This window comes from Sporomusaceae bacterium (assembly GCA_031460455.1).
Taxonomy (GTDB): domain Bacteria; phylum Bacillota; class Negativicutes; order Sporomusales; family UBA7701; genus Anaeroselena.
In genome coordinates this window covers 24,839-42,091 of the sequence record JAVKTQ010000018.1, presented here as the reverse complement: position 1 = coordinate 42,091, position 17,253 = coordinate 24,839, and the positions used below count along the sequence as shown (strand labels likewise).

The following is a 17,253-nucleotide window of genomic DNA, read 5'->3' as shown; positions in this document are numbered from 1 at the left end:
ATCTTCTCCTTATTATTGCTGGTTGCCGCCAGTTTATCCCAACGCTACTTGCCGGGCTTGCCGGCGAGCCCCGGCCGGGTCAGCGCGCCAGGCTCGAAGATGGCGTCCATGGCTTCGTCGCCCATGAGGCCCAATTCCCTGACGATATCGCGGACCGGCCGACCGGTGGCATAGGCGTCGCGAGCCACGCGGGTTGCCTGGTCGTAGCCTATATGGGGAACGAGGGCGGTGACCGCGGCCAGGCTGTCGTCGAGCAGTTGCCGGCAACGCTCGGTGCGGGCGGTGACGCCCTTTACGCACAGTTCGCCGAAGATAGCGGTGCAGTTCGTCAGTATTTCCATGGCGCCCAGCAAATGGTGGGCAATGAGGGGCAGAAATGCGTTCAGCTCCAGCTGTCCGGACTGGGCGGCAAGAGTAATGGCCATGTCGGAAGCGATGACGTGAAAGGCCGCCTGGTTGACGGCCTCGGCGATAACCGGATTGACTTTGCCCGGCATGATTGACGAGCCGGCCTGCCGCTCGGGGAGGGCGATCTCGCCCAGCCCGGCGCGCGGCCCCGAGGATAGCAGCCTGAAGTCGTGGGCAATTTTGCTGAGATTGACGGCCAGCGTTTTGACCAGGCCGGAAACTTCGACAAACACGTCGGCGTTCTGGGTGACGTCGACCATGTTCTCGGCCCGCGCCAACCCGATCCTGGCGTACTGGCGGACCCGCTCGTTGACGGCGTGGATGTACTTCAGCGGGGCATTGAGGCCTGTGCCGACGGCCGTTCCGCCGAGGTTGGTCTGCCGGAGTCGCTCCTCCACCTTATAGAGGCGCCAGCGGTCGCGGGCAATCGCCTGCGCCCAGGCGCCGAACTCCTGGCCGAGCATAACCGGCAGGGCGTCTTGCAGTTGCGTGCGGCCCACCTTGATAACCCCGGCAAATTCGGCTTCCTTGGCCTGAAGATCGGCCTGGAGGGCGGCGCATGCCTCGCTCAGCGGCTGGAGCAGCCAGACAGCGGCGATTCTCAGGGCGGTGGGGTAGACATCGTTGGTCGATTGGTGAAGATTGACATGGTCGAGAGGGTGGATGGGGCCGGTCTTGTCGCCGGCGAGAATCTCGTTGGCGCGGCTGGCCAGCACTTCGTTGACGTTCATGTTGGTGGAGGTGCCGGCCCCACCCTGGAGGGCATCGACGACGAACTGGTCGCGCCACCGGCCGTCGATAATCTCGTCGGCGGCCTGAGCGATGGCCCGGACAAAGTCGGCCGGCAGGCAGCCCTGTTCGCCGTTGACTTCGGCGGCCGCCTTCTTGATAAGGGCGATGGCGGCGATCAGGCGAGGGTGGACCCGATAGCCCGACAAGGGAAAATTCTCCACCGCCCGCAGGGTATGCACGCCATAATACGCCGCGTCCGGCAGGTCGCGCTCGCCGAGCAGATCCTTATCGCGCCGCATTGCCCCTCACCTCCGTCCTTCGCAATGTTTCACGTGAAACAGTTACACCACCAGCGGGCCGCGGGTGCGGGTGGCGGCGGCATATTCCTTGACCGACAGCGACTCGATGATTCTTTCGAGGTCGTCGGCTGAGTAAAACTCAATTTCGATCTTGCTGCGCACTTTCCCCGGCTTGATCCTTACCTGGGTGCCGAGAATCATCTTCAGGCGTTCTTCGGCCTCGGCCAGGAACAGCTCGCGGGTCTCCTGCTTTTTGGCCTTAGGGGGGCGCGGCGAAGCGAGCAGGCGGCGGACCAGTTCTTCGGCGTCGCGCGCCGAGAGTTCTCCTTCAATAATACTGTCGGCCGCCTCTTCCTGCAGCTCGGCGCTTTCCAGGGCGAGCAGCGGGCGGGCCTGGCCGGTCGTCAATGTTCCACGTGAAACATAATCCTGGACTGCCGGAGCGAGATTAAGCAGGCGGACGGTGTTGGCGATCAGCGGCCGGCTGCGGCCGATCTTGCGGGCAACTTCTTCCTGGGTTAGGTTAAACTCGTCCATAAGCCGCTTGTAAGCAAACGCTTCTTCGATCGGGTTAAGGTTTTCCCGCTGCAAGTTTTCGATCAGGGCAATCTCGGTCATCTCGCCGTCGCTGTATTCCCTGATGACGGCGGGGATAACCTCCAGCCCGACCATCTGGGCGGCCCGCCAGCGGCGTTCGCCGGCAACCAGTTCGTAGCCTGTCGGTGTTTTGCGAACCAGGATGGGCTGGATGACACCGTGCTGCTTGATCGATTGGGCGAGTTCGGTCAGCGCGTCCTTATCGAACACCCGCCGCGGCTGAAATTTATTGGGGACAATCGCCTTGACGGGTATTTCATCGCGCGGCTCGTCTTCGCCGGGAGCAAAAAAGGCGCCTAAGCCGCGCCCTAAGCCTCGTTTAGTCATCGCCAATCACCTCTTTCGCCAGATCGAAATATACTTCCGCCCCTTTGGACTTAGGGTCGTATCTGATGACCGGCTGGCCGTGGCTCGGCGCCTCGCTCAGCCGTACATTGCGGGGAATGATGGTCTGATAGACTTTGTGGCGCAGGTGGCTCTTGACCTCGTCGACAACCTGGATGGACAGGTTGGTGCGGGCGTCAAACATCGTAAGCACGACTCCCTCGAGGGTGAGGCCGGGGTTGAGGTTCTTCTGGACGAGGGAAATGGTGTTCATCAGTTGGGTCAGCCCCTCGAGGGCATAGAACTCGCACTGGATGGGGATGATGACCGAGCTGGCGGCCGTCAGGGCGTTAATGGTCAGCAGCCCCAACGACGGCGGGCAGTCGATGATGACGTAATCGTAGCTGTATTTCGCTTTGTCGAGCACCTTCTTGAGGCGCGTCTCCCGCGACAGCACCGATACGAGCTCGATTTCCGCGCCGGCCAGCTGGATAGTGGCGGGGAGGAGGGAGAGGCCGGATATCTGGGTAGTTTGGATTATCGATTCCACCGGAATGTCGTTGACGAGGGCATCGTAGGCGCACCGCTTGATGGCGGCTTTGTTAAACCCCAGTCCGCTGGTGGAGTTGCCCTGGGGATCGCTGTCGACAAGCAGCACTTTCTTGCCAAGCTCAGCCAGGCAGGCGCTCAGGTTAACGGCGGTCGTCGTCTTGCCCACACCGCCCTTTTGGTTAGCTATGGCAATCACTTTTACCACGATCTTCACCTCAAAAGTTTATGAAAGTCAGGATTATCTCATTCAACAATTTAATGGTAATTTCCTGCCGCTTTCCGGGGAGAATATTTCATCACCGTCATAATGCGACACTCAAATTAACATAAAACGGCAGTCTTGACAGATATTTTGGGGTAAGCTATGATTAGCAGTAACGTTATATTTCGCTCTTATCGTGAGCGGCTGAGGGACTGGCCCGATGACGCCCGGCAACCGGCCTTGTGCAGTGGTGCCAAATCCAGCGGGGGTGACCCCGACAGATGAGAGGATGGGCTATTTGACCTCCTTTCTGTGGAAAGGGGGTTTTTGGTTATGGGAGGCTACATGCAGACGTACAACCCGCCGCTGACAAAGATCGACAAGGAGGAAACCCGCCGCTACGCAGGCCTGAAGGGTGCGGTCGCCTTCCCGGAGCAGCTTCTCGACACCGCCTGCGCCGAAGCGCTGCTGCTCGCCCGACCGCGGGCGGTGTGGAACATCTATCCTTACGAACCGGCCACAGGCACAATTGCCGCACCGGCGCCGCTACGCCTGGCGGGCGACAGAGTCCGCGGCCATCTGACCGGGGTGGGGGAGGCGGCGGTGCTGGCAATTACTATCGGGCCGGCGCTGGAGGAAGAGGTGTCACGCCTTTTTGCCGCCGGGGAATACACCGCCGGCCTGCTGCTCGACGCCGCCGGAACGGCGGCGGTGGAGCAGGCGGCCGACGCCGCCGATGCCTTTATCGCCGACCAGGCCGCCCGGCGCGGGCTGAAGGCCAAAAGCCGCTTCAGCCCCGGCTACGGCGACTGGGCTATAACCGACCAGCCGGCCATGGTGGCGCTGGCGGACGGGGGGCATATCAGCCTTACGGTCACCCCCAGCTGCATGCTGGTGCCGCGCAAATCGGTAACAGCGGTAATCGGCCTCGCCCCCGCGGGAGAGAAGAACGGACGCGGCTGCGCCGGGTGCCCGCAAACAGACTGTATCGCTAGAAGGGAGTTGTCGCAATGATTTTTGTTTTTGACGGTGCTATGGGTACGATGCTGCAGCAGGCGGGGCTGGCCCCCGGGGACTGCCCCGAGCTTTGGAATGTGGAAAACCCGGCGGCGGTGACGGCCATCCACCGCCGGTATGTGGAAACCGGCGCCGATATCATCGAGACGAACACGTTCGGCGCCAACCGCATCAAGCTCTCCCATTACGGCCTGGAAAACCGGGTTGCCGAGCTTAACGCCGCGGCGGCAAAGGCGGCGCGCGCGGCTTGCGGGCCTAAGACGAAGATCGCCGGGTCGGTGGGGCCGACCGGCAAGTTCATCGCCCCGCTTGGCGAATTGTCGTTCGACGACGCCTACGAAGTGTATTACGAGCAGATCTCCGCCCTGGACGCCGCCGGAGTGGATATGGTCATTATCGAGACGGTCATCGACATTCAGGAAATGCGGGCGGCACTGCTGGCGGTCAAGGCGGCGACAGCCAAACCGGTCGTATGCCAGCTGTCGTTTGGGGCCGACGGCCGTACACTAACCGGCACCGACCCGCGGACGGCAGCGATCGTCCTTGAGGCGATGGGGGCGGATATCATCGGCGCCAATTGCTCGCTCGGCCCCGCCCAGCTTCTGCCGGTGGTTGCGGAACTTGCGGCGGCCTGCAGCCTGCCGGTCAGCGTCCAGCCCAACGCCGGCATGCCGGAATTGGTCAACGGCCAAACGGTTTTCCCGATGAGTCCCGCCGAAATGGGCGAATGGACACCAAAACTGGTCGCCGCCGGCGCCACCTACCTGGGCGGCTGCTGCGGAACCACCCCCGAACACATCAAAGCGATCAAGGCCGCCCTTGGCCCGGAGGTTAAACCCGCCCCGCGGACCGCAGCCGTGCGCACCGCCCTGACAAGCCGCAGTCAGACCGTTTATCTCGGCGCCGGTCTGCCGACGGTGCTCATCGGTGAACGTATCAACCCTACCGGCCGCAAGGCACTGGCCGCCGAGATCCGCGAGGGCAGCTTCGCGGCGGTCAAGCGCGAGGCGCTGGAGCAGGTCAAAGCCGGAGCCAAGGTGCTGGATGTCAACATGGGCGTGCCGGGCATCGACCAGACGGCCGCGATGGCCACGGCAGTGACCGAGCTGTCGGTGCTGGTGGACGTGCCGCTGGCCATCGACACGACCGACGCCGCCGCACTCGAAGCCGGTCTGAAAGCTTTCCCCGGACGGGCGCTGATAAACTCGGTCTCGGCCGAACCGGAACGGCTCGAACAGTTTCTGCCGCTGGCGAAGAAATACGGCGCCGCCGTGCTCTGCCTGCCGATCGCTCCCGGCGGCGTGCCGGCCACGGCCGACGAACGGGTCAATATCGCCGGCGACATCATTAATGCCGCGCTGGCCGCCGGGCTCCGCCCCCAGGACCTGCTCCTGGACCCGCTGGTGCTGACGGTGGCCGCCGACGCCCGCGCCGCCCAGGAAACGCTGGCAACGCTGCGCGCTTATCGCCGTCACTTCGGCTACCCGGCGGTTATGGGCCTGAGCAACGTATCGTACGGCCTGCCGCGCCGCGACCTGATGAACGCCGCCTTCTGCGCCATGGCCCTCGACGCCGGCCTGGACGCGCCCATCCTCAACCCCTACGATCCGGCGATGAGCGATATGCTCAGCGCCACTGCCGCCCTTCTTGGCCACGATCCCCAGGGACAACGGTACAGCACCGTCAACGCCGGCATCTCCGCAGGGCCCGCAGCCGCGCCGGCCCATGCGGCCGACATCCTGGCTGCTGTAAAACAGGCCGTGACCAGCGGCCAGAAAGAAGCCGTCGCGCCGTTGGTGCGCCAGGCGCTGGCCGAAGGCCACAGCCCGCTGGCTATCACCGATCAGGGCCTTACGGCGGCTATGAATGAGGTCGGCGAAGCCTTCGGCAAGGGGCGCTGCTTCTTGCCGCAGGTGATGCTGGCGGCGGAAACGATGCGGGCGGCTTTCCTGACGCTGAAAGAGGAGCTGCCGGCCCACCGCGCCGACAGCCTTGGCACGGTGGTGCTGGCGACTGTCAGGGGCGATATCCACGACCTCGGCAAAAACATTGTCGCCGCTTTGATGGAAAACAACGGCTTCCGCGTCGTCGACCTTGGCAAGGACGTCCCGGCCGAGGAGATTGTGGCGGCGGCAAAAAAAGAGAACGCCGATGTCGTCGGGCTGTGCGCCCTGATGACTACGACGATGCCCCAGATCGATATTGCGGTGACCGCCCTGAAGGCGGCCGGCATTCCGGCGCGCTCGATCGTCGGCGGCGCAGTGCTGACAGCGGAGTACGCCGCCCAGGCCGGCGCGGACGCGTATGCGGGGAATGGGGTGGAGGCGGTGAATATCGCCAAGAGGTTTGTAGGTAAATAGGGGGAAGGGGAAAAGCTTTCTAGGCCCCTTCCGGCAATGGGACGAAAAAGCCTGCCTTGCGGCAGGCTTTCTACTATTTTCCTCTATTTTCTCCGTTTCGGTATCTTAAGATTGATATTTATAAATTCCTCATCCATGGTCTGATTAACCTTGACCTTGAGGCCTGCTTTCTTCATTTCGGCTACGACGGAATTGATAGAGTTGAGGAAAATGCGCACATCGCGGATAATCTTGACGACATTCTGCCGCGGCGCCTTTTTCGCCATTTCCCGGGAAATATCGTCAAGAAACCCCTCGACGAGATCTTCCGCCTCCCGCACGTTGAGGGTGTTCTGGCGGATTACGGTCAGCGCTTCCTGCTGCTTGACAGGGTCCTCAATTTTTAGAAGAGCGCGGGCATGACGCTCGGTAAGGCTGGCGGCGACAAGATCATGGCGGACCTCGGGGGACAGGCGGAGCAGTCTGAGCTTATTGGCAATGGTCGACTGATTCTTGCCGACCCTACGGGCAAGCTCTTCCTGGGTCAGGCCGAAGTTGGCGAGCAGCTGCTGGAAGCCTTCGGCTTCTTCGAGAAAGTGCAAGTCCTCGCGCTGCAGGTTCTCGATCATGGCCAGCTCCGCCATCTCTTTATCGGCCAGCTCGCGCACGATCGCCGGCACAGTGGCGAGGCCGGCCAGTTTCGCGGCCCGCAGGCGGCGCTCGCCGGCGATGAGCTCGTAGCCGTCGGCTGTCCTGCGCACCAGCAGGGGCTGGATGATGCCGTGCTCACGGACCGAGGCGGCCAGGTCCTGCATGCTATCATCGCTAAACGCCTTGCGCGGCTGGAACGGGTTGGGGGCGACGGCGTCTACGCCGAGAAACTGGATTTCTGTATCGTCGGCAGCCTGGTCCGCGCCCGGCTGCTCCGGCGCGGGTCCGCTGTTGAGGCCGAGAAATTTGGCCAGGTTTTTCACGTTGTACTCCACCGCCTTAACATACTTCATTTACATACATTATATGGTAAATATTCGGCGCGGGTCGGCAGATTTCCTGTCGCCTACAGCGGCTTTTTTTCCGGCAGTCCGGGGCGGCGGGGGTAGGCGGCCGGTGTCGGCGACACCTTGCGAATATAGATTACCGCCCTGCTGTCGTCAAGGCCGGGAAGACGCACCGGCCTTACTTCGGTTACCTGGCCGCCGAGCGCGGCGATTGCCCGCACAGCTTCGTCCAGTTCCTCGCGGTACTGGGCGCCCTTGAGGGCGACGAAGTGTCCGCCGACAGCGACAAACGGCAGGCAGAGTTCGGCAAGGACGTTGAGGCGGGCAACCGCCCTCGATGTCGCCACCATATAGCGGTCGCGGTGGTCTTTCATGCGACCCGCTTCCTCGGCGCGAGCGTGAACGATCTCGACGCCGCTAAGCCCGAGACGCTCGACGACCTCGCGGAGAAAATTAAGCCGCTTGTTGAGGGAGTCGAGCAAGGTAAGGCGGATGCCGGGGCGGTAGATCTTTAGGGGCAGTCCGGGGAAGCCTGCGCCAGTACCAACGTCGACAACCGTGGCGTCATGAGGGAAAACCTTCTCGTCGTAGCAGGTCAGGGAATCGATGACATGCTTGACCGCCACCTCTTGCGGGGCGGTGATGGCGGTAAGGTTAACTTTATCGTTCCAGGCGACCAGGAGGTCGTTATATGTGGCAAAGGCCTCGGATTGAGCCGGTGTTAGGGCCAGGCTGCTCGCCTTGGCGGCGGATTCAAGGCTGGCTGCAAACGTCACTGTCCTTCCCCCCTGCGGCGGTACTGTTCCAGGAAGACGAGCAAAATGGATACGTCGGCGGGCGAAACGCCGGAGATGCGGGCCGCCTGGCCGACCGACCGAGGCTGGATCTTGGTCAACTTCTGCCGGGCTTCGAGCGACAGACCACTGATAGCTTCGTAATCGACTGCGGCGGGAAGCAGCTTGGCTTCGAGCTTGGCTGACCGCTCAACCTGCTCGGCTTGCTTTCTGATGTAGCCTTCGTATTTGACGGCAATTTCCACCTGTTCGCGGACGGCGGCCGGGATGTCGGGCAAGCCGAATTGACTCTGCAGGATAGTATAGTCCAGCTCGGTGCGGCGGAGGAGGTCGTAGAGGGTGCTGCCGGAGCGCAGCTCCGCAGAGCCCATGGCCTGCAGTTTTTCCTGGGTTTCGGGGGTGGGAGTTACGGTGGCTGCGTTAAGCATGGTTAGCGTTTCGGCGATGGCGTCGCGCTTGGCGACAAAGCGGCGATAGCGCTCGTCGTCCACCAGGCCGAGCGCGCGTCCCTTCTCGGTAAGACGCAAGTCGGCGTTGTCTTGGCGGAGAATAAGACGGTATTCGGCCCGCGAGGTCATGATGCGATAAGGCTCGTCGGTGCCTTTGGTAACAAGGTCGTCGATCAGCACGCCTATATAAGCGTCGCCGCGCCCGAGAATAAAAGAAGGGCGCCCTTTGATTAGCAGAGCGGCGTTGATGCCGGCCATCAAACCTTGGGCGGCCGCCTCCTCGTATCCGGAGGTGCCGTTTGACTGGCCGGCGGAAAAGAGGCCGGCGATCTTTTTAAATTCCAGCGTCGGTTTAAGTTGCGTAGGGTCGAAGCAATCATATTCGATGGCGTAGCCAGGCCGCATGATTTCCACGTTTTCCAGGCCGGGAATGGTGCGGAGAAAGGCGTACTGGACCTCGACCGGCAAGCTGGTTGACATGCCCTGGACGTACATTTCGTTGGTGTGGAGGCCTTCGGGTTCTATGAAAAGCTGGTGGGACTCCTTCTCCTCGAAACGGACGATTTTTACCTCGATGGACGGGCAGTAACGGGGGCCGGTGCCCTCAATCTTGCCGGTGTAAAGGGGGGCGCGGTGAAGGTTGTCGCGAATAACCTGGTGGGTGCGGGCATTGGTGTATGTAAGCCAGCATGGTAGCTGCTCGCGAGTGGCTATGTCGCTCATAAAGGAAAAATTGTGCGCCCGCTCGTCTCCCGGTTGAACTATCATTTTGGAAAAATCGAGACTGCGCCGGTCAACCCTGGCCGGAGTGCCGGTTTTGAAGCGCATGATAATAACTCCGTGCGCGGCGAGGGAATCGGCGAAGGTGTCTGCCGACCGTTGGCCGTTAGGCCCGCCGGAGAAGTCGACGTCGCCGATGATAATCTTGCCGCGCAGGTAAGTGCCGGTAGCAATGATCACGCACCGACAGGAATACGTTTCGCCCGTCTCGGTAGTCACGCCGGCCACCGCGCCGTCTTCGACCAGCAGCTCTTCCACCAGCAATTGCTTGACGTCGAGGTTGGGCTGATTCTCCAGCGTTTCTTTCATATACTGCTGATATAGCTTCTTGTCTGCCTGGGCGCGAAGGGCGTGGACAGCCGGGCCTTTGCCGGTGTTGAGCATCCGCATCTGAATAGCGGTACGGTCGGTGTTGATGCCCATCTCACCGCCGAGGGCGTCGATCTCGCGGACGAGGTGTCCTTTGGCCGGACCGCCGACAGCCGGGTTGCAGGGCATCATGGCAATATTGTCCATATCGAGGGTGACGAGCAGTGTGCGCACGCCGAGGCGGGCGGCGGCCAGCGCCGCCTCGCAGCCGGCGTGGCCGGCGCCGACGACGATTACGTCATAGCTTCCGGCTGAGAACATATAAAACCAACTCCAATTAAAACGTGAGGCAGATTGGGGCTTACTTTCCGATGCAGAACTGCGTGAATATCTGGTCGATAATATCTTCGCCGACCGTCTCGCCGGTGATTTCGCCGAGTTTCTCCCACGCCGCCCGAAGGTCGACGACGACGCAGTCGGGGGGCATGCCGGCGGCCACAGTGGCGAGGGCGTCGGCCAGGCGTTCGCGCGCCTGCTGGAGGATGCGGCTGTGGCGCACATTGTTTACGAACGCCCCCTCCGGCTGGCTGACCTGTCCGCTGTAGACCATCTCGACAATGACTTTTTCCAACTCTTCGACTCCGGCGCCTTCGAGGGCGGATATTCTTATGACCGGCTTACCGGCGACGTGACGATGGACCTCGTCAAAGTCTATAACCGACGGGAGATCGGTCTTGTTGATCAAAACAATCGCCGACCGGCCTTCAAGCAGGCCCATGACCTCCTTGTCCTCGGCCGCAAGCGGCGCCGACGCGTCGAGCAGCAGCAGGATGAGGTCGGCTTGGGCGATGGCTTCGCGGGCCCTGGCGACGCCGATGCGCTCGACAACGTCGGCTGTCTCGCGGATGCCGGCCGTGTCGACGACCTTGATCGGGATGCCGCCGATGTTGACGAATTCTTCAATGAGATCGCGGGTTGTGCCCGGTATCTCGGTGACGATCGCCCGCTTTTCGCCGAGCAGGGCGTTCAGCAGGCTGGATTTGCCTACGTTGGGCTTGCCGATGATGACCGTCTCCAACCCTTCCCGCAGGATGCGCCCCGTCTGGGCAGTGGCCAGCATCCGGTCGAGATCGACGCACAGCTTGTCCGCCGCGGCTGCGACATCCCGAGCCGCCAGTTCTTCGATATCGTTTTCGGGAAAGTCGATTGCCGCTTCCAGGTGGGCGACGAGGCGAAGAATTTCGTGGCGGAAGGCGCGGACCTTATCGGAAAAGGCTCCGGCCAGATGCCCGACCGCCATGCGCAGCGAGGCGTCGGTTCTGGCGCGGATGACGTCTATTACCGCTTCGGCCTGGGTGAGGTCGAGGCGTCCATTCAAAAAAGCCCTCTTGGTGAATTCCCCCGGTTCGGCCAACCGCACCCCGGCGGCGAGAACGAGGCCGAGGACGCGCCGTAGGGGCAGAGGGCCGCCGTGGCAATGGATCTCGGCTACGTCTTCGCGGGTGTAGGATCGGGGAGCGCGCATTACAAGCAGCAGCGCTTCGTCCACCGTCTGGCCGCTATGCGGATCGACAATGCTGCCGTAAGCCGCCCGGTATGACTGCTGCCCGCTTGCCGGGGCGCCGCTGGCGGCGCGGAAAATGGCGCCGGCCACGGCGATGGCGTCCGGCCCGCTGAGGCGGACGATGCCTATGCCGCCCTCGCCCACGGCTGTTGCTATGGCGGCTATGGTGTCTTCCTGGAACACCTCAATCACCTGCTTCTGGCTGATGGGGAACCATCTCCATTGTTTCTCCCCGCGGGAAAATTATGCGGGTCTGCCGAACACGGGCGCAATCGACGCCTGCATGCGACAAACCCAGTAATACTTCTATTACTGGGCTTGAGGAAGCGCGTTATTTTTTCAGGGCAATTACGACTTTGCGGAAGGGCTCTTCGCCCTCGCTGAAGGTCGTCACCCGCAGATCGTCCTGGAGGGCGGTATGTATTATCTTGCGCTCGTGGGGGCTCATCGGTTCGAGGACGACTTTCTCGCCGCGCAGCTTCACCCGGTCGGCCAGCCGCTGAGCCAGCCGCACCAGCGTCTCCTCGCGGCGCTTACGGTAGTCTTCCACGTCGATGATTATCCTCACCCGCTCTTCGCTTTCCCGGTGGGCGGCGAGATTGGTCAGGTACTGGAGCGCGTCCAGCGTCTGTCCGTGCTTGCCGATCAGGATGCCAAGATCTTCGCCGCGCAAGTTGAGGGTCACCTGATCGATGCCGGTGAGTTTCTCGATCCTTACGTTGAGCTTCATGGCCTTGAAAACGCTCGTCAGGAAAGTTTTCGCTACTTCGACCGGATCAGACGTCGGCTTGACGGCCGAGCTAGCGCGCTCCTTATTCTCCTGCGGGGCGGCGCCATGGCCGGCAACCAGCCCGACCCGCACGCGGGCGGGTTTACCGCCGAGAAAACCGAACAGCCCTTTGCTGGGTTCTTCCAACACTTCGTATTCAATTTGCTCCCGGCTTACACCGAGTTCGGCAATAGCGGCCTCGACAGCCTCATCTACCGTCTTGCCCGTCTTTTCCACACTAGTCATAGGCTCAGCGCGCCCCTCCCTGCGCCGCAGCAGCCGGCTTATAGAGCCACCACTGCTGGGCTATTTGCACCACATTGCTTACCACCCAGTACAATCCCAGCCCGGCAGGGAAGGTAATGGTAATATACCCGATGAACAGCGGCATGAACAAAAGCATCATCTTATTCTGCTGCGACTGGTCGGTGGTGGTCTGCTTGGTGGAAATGTAAGTGGTGGCCGCCGCGAGGAACGGCAGGATGTAGTAAGGATCGCTGGGGTTGTCCTGCGCCAGGTTCGCCAGCCAAAGGAAGCCGGGGTTGCTGACATAGGTGTATTCCTTGATGGCGAAGAAGATCGCGATGAAGAACGGCATCTGGATAACGAGCGGCAGGCAGCCGGCCAGCGGATTAACGCCCGCTTCCTTGTAAAGCGTAGCCACCTCGCGGTTCATCTTTTCTTTGTTATCCTTGTATTTCTCCTGCAGAGCCTTCAGTTTGGGAGCGATATCCTGCATCGCTTTCATCGATTTAACCTGTTTAACCGTCAGCGGATAGAGAATCATTTTGATAGCTATGGTCAGCAGGATGATGGCGATACCGTAGCTGGGCACGCCCACCTTCGCCGTGATATTGTAAAAGAACGTCAGCGCGGCTTTCATCAAATCGACAAGATAATCAAATCCGGGCAAAAAGCTCACTTCCTTTTATACGATGTGCAAACCTTGTCAGCGAACGGGATCATAGCCGCTGGCACCGAAAGGGTGGCAGCGGAGGATACGCCTGACGGCCATCTTTGTACCCGTCCAAGGCCCGTGTTTCTCGACCGCCTCGAAAGCGTACTCCGAGCATGTTGGTACAAACCGGCAGGAAGGAGGCTTGAGTGGAGAAATAAACTTCCGGTAGAACAGGATGGCGTAGAGGAGTAAGGATTTCATGCGCAACTCCTCCTTTTCAGACGAGGATTTTGGCCCGTTCGCATAGATGCAACAAAGCGGCGGTCACCGTAGGCAAAGTCCCGTTCACCAACGATTGGCGGCCAACGATAATAAGGTCGAAGCCGTTCTTCAATTTGTGCTGCTGGAGACGGTAGGCCTCGCGCAACAATCTCTTCACGCGGTTGCGGACAACCGCATTTCCCAGCCGCTTGCCGGCAGCAAAACCTACACGGCGTTCGCGGCCGTGCTGGGGAAGAACGTATAGAACCATTTGTCGATTGGCGATAGACTTACCACTCCGGTATACCGCCTGGAAGCTCTTGTTCCGGCGCAACCGGCCAGACTTCGGCAATTTATACATTTTTCATCCCGCTAAATGGAAAAATAGGCCACTCCCAGCGGCCTATGCAGACAGTCTCTTGCGGCCTCTTGCCCGTCTCTTCTTCAGGACGAGGCGGCCACCCTTTGTCTTCATGCGTTCGCGGAACCCGTGGGTTCTCTTTTTCCACAGAGTATTCGGCTGGTAGGTCCGTTTCATTTATTTACACCTCCTTAGAGCAAAGACGCGATAGCTCCCCATGTTAAATCTTGCATTTTTAACTATCTAAGATTATAGACCAGTCCTTTGCCCAGTGTCAAGAATTTTACTGAGTCTCCCTGTGGATAAAAATGGCGCACCACCCATAGAGTCAAAACTAACTGTTGATAACTTGTCCGTGTTTTGCTAATATAAAATAGAAAAAGGTGGTCGGATTGGTGGGCTATTCTTACTGAATTAACATAATCTACCGGCCCTCGCAACCGATACGCGGCAAGGGTTTCTGCTTATTGCCGGTGTATTTTTTTTTCGTCCGGACCCTTGTTTTTAGCGGGTTATTCACATGTGTTAATAATACTGTGGATAATTTATGTAGCGTTCCTTTACCTGTGCACATTGCCGACGAAAGGACGGTTATCATGGATACTGCTCATATGGCTGCGGTTTGGGAACAAGTACTTAAAAGTATGGAAAAAGAAATTATTAAGCCAATTTTCGATACTTGGATCAGGTCGACTATTCCCCTGTCGCTGACCGATACAACCCTGGAAATAGGCACCCCCAGCCAGTTTATAAAAGACTGGATTGAAACCCGTTACACTTCAACCATTCAGAATACCGTTCAACAAGTGTTGCATAAGCCCATCGAAATCCGCTTCGTCAATCTCGACCTTGAAAGCGAGAAGAGTCAGAGCGAACAGAAACTGGGCGAAGATTCGTCAAAGCCGTTTGTAGAGAAAATATCCATTCCTCCCAATCAGGAAAACGGCCTGGAAGAATTACACACAAGACGGACTCCCAACGGCTCAGAGGAAATTCTTTCCTCTCTGAATCCCAAGTATACATTCGAAACCTTTGTCATCGGAAATTCAAACCGCTTTGCCCATGCCGCGTCTCTGGCGGTCGCCGAAGTTCCGGCTAAGGTTTATAACCCGTTCTTTATTTACGGCGGTGTCGGTCTTGGCAAAACCCATCTGATGCACGCTATCGGTCACCGCATCAGACAAAACCACCCCCATTTAAAAGTAGTGTATATTTCCAGCGAGAAATTCACCAATGAACTGATCAACTCTATCCGTGACGGCAATCCCGAAAGCTTCCGTCAGAAGTACCGCAATATAGACGTTCTGCTCGTCGACGATATCCAGTTTCTGTCCAAGAAAGAGCATACCCAGGAAGAGTTTTTTCATACTTTCAATACCTTGCACGAAGCCAATAAACAAATTATTATTTCCAGCGACCGGCCGCCACGGGAAATTCCTACCCTGGAGGATCGCCTACGGTCGCGATTTGAGTGGGGTCTTATCACCGATATCCAGCCGCCTGACTTGGAAACCAGGATCGCCATCCTTCGCAAGAAAGCAATCATCGAAGGCTTTACCATGCCAAACGATGTTATGGTTTTTATTGCCAGTCGCATCGACAATAATATCCGCGAACTTGAAGGAGCCCTTATCAGGGTCATTGCCTATGCATCGCTGACAAATCAGAGTATCGATATGAACCTGGCCACCGAAGCGCTTAAGGATATTTTCCCCAACAGCCGTCCTCGTCAGATAACTATGGAGCTTATCCAGCAGATAGTTGCCGTTTATTTCAAGATTAAGCAGGAAGACCTGCTTGCTAAAAAGCGAACCCGCAACGTTACATATCCCCGTCAGATTGCCATGTATCTGTGCCGCGAACTGACGGAAACTTCTTTGCCCCGCATCGGCGAAATGTTCGGCGGTCGCGATCACACGACAGTTATTCACGCCCACGACAAAATCAGCCGCGAACGAAACGAAGATGTTAAACTTAACAATATTCTCAAGGAAATAACCAAACGCATCGAAAGTGCATAACTTTGTGAGTAGTTTATGGATAGTATTATCAGCTTTTTGTTGATACTGTCTTATGAATGATAAATGGTCCAATATTGTGGTTTCCCGGTTGATATTATCGACAAGATATCAACAGCGCCGAAGCTGTTTCGACAATATGTGCGCCATATTATTAACATATTGACAGGCCCTAATACTATTACGGCTATTTTACTATCTTATGTTTTTTAAAGTTGTAATATACCAATGGGAGGTAAAAGAAGATGAAAATTTTTTGCCCGAAAGATGATTTGCACCATGCCGTGCAGACGGTGCAAAAGGCGGTGGCTACCAAAACACCTCTCCCGATCCTGACAGGCATATATCTTTCCGCTCAAAACGGCAAGCTTCAACTGCAGGCTACCGACTACGAAGTCGGCATCAGCTGCACTGTGACGGCTACCGTAGAAGAGCCGGGGGCAATTGTCCTGTCGGGTCGTTATCTTCAGGAAATGGTGCGCCGCTTACCGGGCGATACGATCGAAATATCCTCAAGTAAAGAAGACCGGACGATTAAAATAACTTCCCAGAATTCGCAGTTCAATCTTCTTAGCCTGCCGGCAGAGGAATTCCCTGTCTTAAAACCGGTCAGCGGCGATAATTCCTTCACCGTCCAAGATGGAATTCTCCGCGATCTTATCAAAAAAACGGTGTTTGCCAGTGCCACCGACGAGGCCAGGCCGATATTTACCGGCGGCCTGATAGAAGTAGAAAACGACGAAATCCGTATGGTCGCCACAAATACACATCGCCTGGCGCTAAAAAGAGCAAAACTCGCTGCCGGCAGCGGAAACGCCAAGATGATTATTCCTGCCAAGATACTCAACGAGCTGGCCAGGCTGCTGGCAACGGAAGAACCGATGGATGTTTCCCTGTCCTGGCAAAAAAATCAGGTAGGAATCGTTTTTGACGACGTATATATTAATTCCCGTCTGATTGAAGGGCAATTTCCCGATTACAACAAAGTAATCCCCGCATCGTTTGCTACTAAGGTTCAACTCAATACCGACCAGTTCCTGGACGCGGTCGAGCGTGTTTCGCTTCTCGCCAGGGATGGGGAATACAATGTTGTAAAATTTTTCTTTAAAGACGGCGCGGTTGTGATTTCATCCAACAACCCGGATGTAGGTAAAGCGCGGGAAATAGTCGAGGCGAAAACGGACGGCAACGAAGTGGAAATAGCGTTTAATGCTAAGTATGTAACCGACATTCTTAAAAATATCGACAGCGACGAACTGGTGTTCTCGCTTAACACGCCACTCAGTCCCGCCGGCATAAAACCCGTCGGCGATGACAATTATACTTATGTAATCACGCCTGTGCGCACTGGCTGAGAGGGATAAAAATGGAGGATATAACCATTCATACCGAAACCATTCAGCTTGATCAGTTTTTGAAATGGGCCGGCGCCGCAGAAAGCGGCGGACAGGTTAAGGAAATGGTGTCGGCAGGCATGGTGTCGGTCAACGGGGTAACTGTCAGCGAGCGGCGCAAGAAGTTGCAGCCTGGTGATGTCGTTGTCGTGAAAGACTACGGGAGTTGGAAGGTCGCCGGCGCATAA

Annotated in this window: 17 protein-coding genes and 1 riboswitch; of the genes, 5 read left to right on the top strand and 12 right to left on the bottom strand. The window is 58.3% G+C overall.

Annotated elements, in window-relative coordinates:
- Positions 1-44 precede the first annotated feature (44 nt).
- From RIN56_18330 to RIN56_18320, 3 genes are read right to left on the bottom strand one after another with little or no spacing between them, the layout of a single operon-like run.
- Entirely contained in the window at positions 45-1,439 is a 1,395-nt protein-coding gene (locus RIN56_18330; protein MDR7868755.1) for an aspartate ammonia-lyase, read from the bottom strand.
- 42 nt (positions 1,440-1,481) lie between these two features.
- The gene (locus RIN56_18325) at positions 1,482-2,363 is read right to left on the bottom strand and encodes a ParB/RepB/Spo0J family partition protein (protein ID MDR7868754.1); all 882 of its coding nucleotides are present in this window, start codon (positions 2,361-2,363) and stop codon (positions 1,482-1,484) included.
- Complete coding sequence (locus tag RIN56_18320) at positions 2,356-3,117, bottom strand: AAA family ATPase (protein MDR7868753.1); 762 nt, start codon at positions 3,115-3,117, stop codon at positions 2,356-2,358. Before RIN56_18320 ends, RIN56_18325 begins: the two co-directional genes overlap by 8 nt.
- A 185-nt stretch (positions 3,118-3,302) precedes the next feature.
- Positions 3,303-3,402, top strand: a riboswitch (SAM riboswitch).
- Between the two features lie 45 nt (positions 3,403-3,447).
- On the opposite strand from RIN56_18320, the gene RIN56_18315 reads away from it, so the two are divergent.
- Complete coding sequence (locus RIN56_18315; protein ID MDR7868752.1) at positions 3,448-4,128, top strand: methionine synthase; 681 nt, start codon at positions 3,448-3,450, stop codon at positions 4,126-4,128.
- Positions 4,125-6,491 carry a homocysteine S-methyltransferase family protein gene (locus RIN56_18310; GenBank protein MDR7868751.1) on the top strand — a complete coding sequence of 789 codons (2,367 nt, stop codon included), beginning with the start codon at positions 4,125-4,127 and terminating at the stop codon, positions 6,489-6,491. Before RIN56_18315 ends, RIN56_18310 begins: the two co-directional genes overlap by 4 nt.
- Positions 6,492-6,574: 83 nt before the next feature.
- Here RIN56_18310 and noc read toward each other — a convergent pair whose 3' ends face one another.
- The 9 genes from noc to rpmH form a co-directional block, all read right to left on the bottom strand.
- Complete coding sequence (noc, locus tag RIN56_18305; GenBank protein MDR7868750.1) at positions 6,575-7,474, bottom strand: nucleoid occlusion protein; 900 nt, start codon at positions 7,472-7,474, stop codon at positions 6,575-6,577.
- A 53-nt stretch (positions 7,475-7,527) separates the two neighbouring features.
- Positions 7,528-8,244, bottom strand: coding sequence for a 16S rRNA (guanine(527)-N(7))-methyltransferase RsmG (gene rsmG / locus RIN56_18300; protein ID MDR7868749.1), 717 nt, complete (start codon positions 8,242-8,244; stop codon positions 7,528-7,530).
- Positions 8,241-10,121, bottom strand: coding sequence for a tRNA uridine-5-carboxymethylaminomethyl(34) synthesis enzyme MnmG (gene mnmG / locus RIN56_18295; protein ID MDR7868748.1), 1,881 nt, complete (start codon positions 10,119-10,121; stop codon positions 8,241-8,243). The genes rsmG and mnmG overlap by 4 nt, the downstream gene beginning before the upstream one ends.
- A 40-nt stretch (positions 10,122-10,161) precedes the next feature.
- Positions 10,162-11,547 (bottom strand): tRNA uridine-5-carboxymethylaminomethyl(34) synthesis GTPase MnmE, encoded by a 1,386-nt coding sequence (gene mnmE, locus RIN56_18290; GenBank protein ID MDR7868747.1) that lies wholly within the window; start codon positions 11,545-11,547, stop codon positions 10,162-10,164.
- A 148-nt stretch (positions 11,548-11,695) separates the two neighbouring features.
- Positions 11,696-12,379: an RNA-binding cell elongation regulator Jag/EloR gene (jag, locus tag RIN56_18285; GenBank protein MDR7868746.1), complete on the bottom strand. Its 684-nt coding sequence runs from the start codon at positions 12,377-12,379 to the stop codon at positions 11,696-11,698.
- Between the two features lie 4 nt (positions 12,380-12,383).
- Entirely contained in the window at positions 12,384-13,016 is a 633-nt protein-coding gene (locus RIN56_18280; GenBank protein MDR7868745.1) for a YidC/Oxa1 family membrane protein insertase, read from the bottom strand.
- Between the two features lie 66 nt (positions 13,017-13,082).
- The gene (gene yidD / locus RIN56_18275; GenBank protein ID MDR7868744.1) at positions 13,083-13,292 is read right to left on the bottom strand and encodes a membrane protein insertion efficiency factor YidD; all 210 of its coding nucleotides are present in this window, start codon (positions 13,290-13,292) and stop codon (positions 13,083-13,085) included.
- A gap of 16 nt (positions 13,293-13,308) precedes the next feature.
- Positions 13,309-13,653, bottom strand: a complete 345-nt coding sequence (rnpA, locus tag RIN56_18270) for a ribonuclease P protein component (protein ID MDR7868743.1) — start codon at positions 13,651-13,653, stop codon at positions 13,309-13,311.
- Positions 13,654-13,695: 42 nt separating this feature from the next.
- Positions 13,696-13,830, bottom strand: a complete 135-nt coding sequence (gene rpmH / locus RIN56_18265) for a 50S ribosomal protein L34 (protein MDR7868742.1) — start codon at positions 13,828-13,830, stop codon at positions 13,696-13,698.
- Between the two features lie 419 nt (positions 13,831-14,249).
- Here rpmH and dnaA point away from each other — a divergent pair, with 419 nt between their 5' ends.
- The 3 genes from dnaA to RIN56_18250 all read left to right on the top strand — a co-directional run bounded on the left by dnaA (position 14,250) and on the right by RIN56_18250 (position 17,253).
- Positions 14,250-15,674 carry a chromosomal replication initiator protein DnaA gene (gene dnaA, locus RIN56_18260; protein ID MDR7868741.1) on the top strand — a complete coding sequence of 475 codons (1,425 nt, stop codon included), beginning with the start codon at positions 14,250-14,252 and terminating at the stop codon, positions 15,672-15,674.
- A gap of 242 nt (positions 15,675-15,916) precedes the next feature.
- A complete protein-coding gene (dnaN, locus tag RIN56_18255; GenBank protein ID MDR7868740.1) occupies positions 15,917-17,026 on the top strand; it encodes a DNA polymerase III subunit beta in 1,110 nt (369 codons plus the stop codon).
- 11 nt (positions 17,027-17,037) lie between these two features.
- Positions 17,038-17,253 carry an RNA-binding S4 domain-containing protein gene (locus tag RIN56_18250; GenBank protein ID MDR7868739.1) on the top strand — a complete coding sequence of 72 codons (216 nt, stop codon included), beginning with the start codon at positions 17,038-17,040 and terminating at the stop codon, positions 17,251-17,253.

Coding starts and splice junctions, on each gene's coding strand:
- noc (MDR7868750.1), bottom strand. CDS start 7,474: ATGAAGTATGTTAAGGCGGTGGAGTACAACGTGAAAAACCTGGCCAAA.
- mnmG (MDR7868748.1), bottom strand. CDS start 10,121: ATGTTCTCAGCCGGAAGCTATGACGTAATCGTCGTCGGCGCCGGCCAC.
- dnaN (MDR7868740.1), top strand. CDS start 15,917: ATGAAAATTTTTTGCCCGAAAGATGATTTGCACCATGCCGTGCAGACG.
- RIN56_18325 (MDR7868754.1), bottom strand. CDS start 2,363: ATGACTAAACGAGGCTTAGGGCGCGGCTTAGGCGCCTTTTTTGCTCCC.
- rnpA (MDR7868743.1), bottom strand. CDS start 13,653: ATGTATAAATTGCCGAAGTCTGGCCGGTTGCGCCGGAACAAGAGCTTC.
- rpmH (MDR7868742.1), bottom strand. CDS start 13,830: ATGAAACGGACCTACCAGCCGAATACTCTGTGGAAAAAGAGAACCCAC.
- dnaA (MDR7868741.1), top strand. CDS start 14,250: ATGGATACTGCTCATATGGCTGCGGTTTGGGAACAAGTACTTAAAAGT.
- yidD (MDR7868744.1), bottom strand. CDS start 13,292: ATGAAATCCTTACTCCTCTACGCCATCCTGTTCTACCGGAAGTTTATT.
- RIN56_18330 (MDR7868755.1), bottom strand. CDS start 1,439: ATGCGGCGCGATAAGGATCTGCTCGGCGAGCGCGACCTGCCGGACGCG.
- RIN56_18250 (MDR7868739.1), top strand. CDS start 17,038: ATGGAGGATATAACCATTCATACCGAAACCATTCAGCTTGATCAGTTT.
- RIN56_18280 (MDR7868745.1), bottom strand. CDS start 13,016: ATGAAAGCCGCGCTGACGTTCTTTTACAATATCACGGCGAAGGTGGGC.
- jag (MDR7868746.1), bottom strand. CDS start 12,379: ATGACTAGTGTGGAAAAGACGGGCAAGACGGTAGATGAGGCTGTCGAG.
- RIN56_18310 (MDR7868751.1), top strand. CDS start 4,125: ATGATTTTTGTTTTTGACGGTGCTATGGGTACGATGCTGCAGCAGGCG.
- RIN56_18315 (MDR7868752.1), top strand. CDS start 3,448: ATGGGAGGCTACATGCAGACGTACAACCCGCCGCTGACAAAGATCGAC.